The following is a 3,621-nucleotide window of genomic DNA, read 5'->3' on the forward strand; positions in this document are numbered from 1 at the left end:
ACCTGGTGGATCAAACCGTTATATACCGTGCCGGTCATTATGCTGAGCATTCTGATTATCGCCCGCCACCGCGAAAATATTGTCCGGCTGTATCAGGGCAAAGAAAGCAAAGTGTGGGATAAGAGCAAGCGCATTCGCGAATAAACAAGTCTCAAGACTCATAAAGCGAGGTTGGAATCCGGCTTAATAATCAGGGCTTCCGGTTGCAACTCCCGCCTTGGCTCGCCCCAGCAACTCGCTCGCGCTGGCGCACTCACTCAGACACTCTGTGGCGCCCAAATCGGGATTCCAACCTTCAGCTCTAAAAAGCGCTTCTCTTTAAATCGGCGCTAAATCCTGCATGGGCCAGCGTGGGGTTACGCCAATCGTCAGGTCTTGCTGCTGCCCTGCTTTTAACCGCTGATAACCGGCATAGGCAATCATGGCTCCGTTGTCGGTACAAAACTCTTTGCGTGGATAATATACCTCGCCGCCGCGCCGCTTTAACAGTACCGCCAGTTGCTCGCGTAGCGATACGTTAGCGCTTACTCCGCCGGCAATCACCAGCCGCTGGTAACCGGTTTGCTCCAGCGCCCGCTCGCATTTAATCACTAAGGTATCGACCACGGCCTGCTGAAACGATGCCGCGATATCTGCCTGCACCTGCTCACTGTTACCTTCTTTGGCAATAACATTGGCCGCAGAGGTTTTCAGACCACTAAAGCTGAAATCCAGCCCGGGCCGGTCAGTCATTGGCCGCGGGAACTTATATTTTTTATTGTTCCCCTGCAGCGCCAGCTTCGCCAGCAGCGGACCACCGGGATAATCCAGCCCCATTAACTTGGCGGTTTTATCAAAGGCTTCACCTGCCGCATCGTCTATTGACTCACCGAGTAACTGATAACGACCTATACCCTCAACCCCCACCAGCTGGGTATGGCCACCCGATACCAGCAACGCTAAAAACGGGAAAGACGGTGGGTTATCTTCCAGCATCGGCGCCAGCAAATGGCCTTCCATATGGTGCACGGCCAGCGCCGGCTTTCGCCAGGCATAAGCCAGGCTGCGGCCAATCGTGGCGCCAACCAACAGCGCACCGGCTAAGCCGGGCCCTGCAGTGTAGGCGACGCCGTCGATTTCACTGGCGTTAACGCCGGCCTGCACTAGCGCCTGCTTAATTAATGGCAGGGTTTTTTTTACATGATCACGCGACGCCAGCTCAGGCACCACGCCGCCATAATCAGCATGCAGTGGGATCTGGCTGTATAATACATGGCTTAACAGCCCTTGCTCGCCGTCGTAGACCGCAATTGCGGTTTCGTCACAGGATGTCTCAATACCTAATACGCGCATCGCCTACCCAAAAATCATGCAAAATAATCAGCAAATAATAAGATCTGGCCGGTAACTTCAGGTAAACTTGCCGGCCTTTACCGCGCGCATTGTAACGACTTCACCCCGGCAGAGCCAGAAGATCTGATTAAAGATCACTTATTCGCTTTACATTGGTAGGGGTTTTTGCGTAAAATGCCGCACCATTTTTAATCGTAATTGGTTACTGATAACCAAGTTTGACCGAGGTGAGAATTTAATGCCTGTTGTTAAAGTAAAAGAAAACGAACCCTTTGACGTAGCATTACGTCGTTTTAAGCGCTCTTGTGAAAAAGCTGGCGTATTAGCTGATGTACGCGCTAAAGAATTTTACGAGAAGCCAACCTGGGTTCGTAAGCGCAAGAAAGCAGCAGCGGTAAAACGTCATGCTAAAAAGCTTTCTCGCGAGAATGCACGTCGGATCCGCCTGTACTAAGTTACAGTCAACCGGCGTTAACCTGCCCGGCCGTATAGCGGTTCATTTAAGCAGGTTCGCAATCAGGCGTCAGGCCGATATCTGCACACCGTGTTCTTTGAGCACGGTTTGTCTTTTTCTGGAAACCATATAAAGGACATCAGTGGCAGGACAAATACCCCGTCAGTTTATTGATGATCTGCTCGCCAGAACAGATATCGTTGAACTGATCGACCAACGCGTACCGTTAAAAAAAGCAGGTAGTAAAAACTACGCTGCCTGCTGCCCGTTTCATAACGAAAAAAGCCCGTCATTCACCGTCAGTCCAGACAAACAGTTTTATCATTGTTTCGGCTGTGGTGCCCATGGTAACGCCATCAGCTTTATGATGGAGTTTGAGCAGCTGGAATTTGTTGAAGCCATTGAAGAGCTTGCCAAACAGTTGCATATGGACGTGCCACGTGAACAGGGTAAAGGCCCGGCCCGCCCAGCGGCTCAGGCCGACGATTACAGTCTGATGCAACAGGCCGCAGATTATTACCAACAGCAACTGCAGCAGCATGCCAATGGTCCGGCAGTGCAGCAGTATTTGCAGCGCCGCGGTTTGTCTGCCCAAACCATCAGTGATTTTCAACTGGGTTATGCGCCCGATGGCTGGGATGGTGTATTAAAGCATTTAAGCCAGGGCAAACCCAGAAGCCTAAAGGATCAACTGGTAGAACTTAAACTGGTTAACCGCAACGATAACGGTCGTGAGTACGATTTTTTCCGCGACCGGCTGATGTTTCCTATTCATGACAAACGTGGCCGGGTGATTGCCTTCGGTGGCCGTATTTTAAATGATGGTCAGCCCAAATACCTGAACTCGCCGGAAACCCGCTTATTTCATAAAGGCCGTGAATTATATGGTCTTTATCAGGCCCGCCAGCAGCCTGGCCACTTAACGCAGGTGCTGGTGGTGGAAGGCTACATGGACGTGGTGGCATTGGCTGAACATGATATCCGCTTTGCGGTAGCTTGCCTTGGTACAGCCACCACGTCAGATCAGATGCATACGTTGTTTCGTTACAGCCCGAAAGTGATTTGCTGTTATGACGGTGACCGCGCCGGCCGCGATGCAGCCTGGCGGGCTTTACAAAATGCCCTGCCACAGTTGAAAGATGGCGTCGAGCTGAGTTTTGTGTTTTTACCTGATGGTGAAGATCCTGATTCACTGGTGCAAAAAGAAGGTAAAGCTGCTTTTATGGCGCGCCTGGAACGGGCTTTGCCGTTAAGTCAGTATCTATTCGAACATTTATTACAGGAATTTGATGCCAATACCGATGGTGGCAAATCAGCACTGATGGCAAGAGGCAGTGAACTGATTAAACAAATTCCCAGTAGTTTTTATCAGGAAACATTGCAGCAAAAACTGGACAATTTGCTGGGCAGAGCCAGCGAACGCTTAAAGCCGGCCCCCCAACGGCCTCAGGCGAGACCAGCTCCTGCCAGCATTAAAATGACACCGATGCGCCGGGCCATTGCCCTGCTGCTGCAAACGCCGGAACTGGTTAATGTGATGCCCTACGCCCCTGAATTAGCCGGCGCCGAGATACCGGGTATTAAGCTGCTGCTGGCCGTACAGCAGCATTTACTGGATAAGCCGGGACTGACCACGGCACAATTGCTGGAATACTGGCGGGATCTGCCAGAGCATGCCATCCTGTTAAAGCTGGCGGCGTGGCAACATCAGATAGCACCGGAACAGTTGTCAGCTGAATTTCTGGACACGTTTCACTCTATTGAAGATCAGTACCTGCAACAACGGCTGGAAGCACTGGAGAGAAAAGATAAATTAAAACAGCTGACCCAGGCCG

The 3,621-nt window shown here is 51.4% G+C and carries 3 protein-coding genes; 2 read left to right on the plus strand and 1 reads right to left on the minus strand.

Annotated features, from left to right (window positions below):
- Positions 1-318 precede the first annotated feature (318 nt).
- Entirely contained in the window at positions 319-1,332 is a 1,014-nt protein-coding gene (tsaD, locus tag R3177_RS13910) for a tRNA (adenosine(37)-N6)-threonylcarbamoyltransferase complex transferase subunit TsaD (protein WP_318971615.1), read from the minus strand.
- Positions 1,333-1,570: 238 nt separating this feature from the next.
- Here tsaD and rpsU point away from each other — a divergent pair, with 238 nt between their 5' ends.
- Positions 1,571-1,786, plus strand: coding sequence for a 30S ribosomal protein S21 (gene rpsU, locus R3177_RS13915; RefSeq protein WP_019675131.1), 216 nt, complete (start codon positions 1,571-1,573; stop codon positions 1,784-1,786).
- Between the two features lie 142 nt (positions 1,787-1,928).
- The coding region (dnaG, locus tag R3177_RS13920; protein WP_318971616.1) for a DNA primase at positions 1,929-3,621 on the plus strand (1,693 nt) is incomplete at its 3' end.

The sequence above is a fragment of the Arsukibacterium sp. genome (genome assembly GCF_033722355.1).
In the GTDB taxonomy this organism is placed as follows: Bacteria; Pseudomonadota; Gammaproteobacteria; order Enterobacterales; family Alteromonadaceae; genus Alishewanella.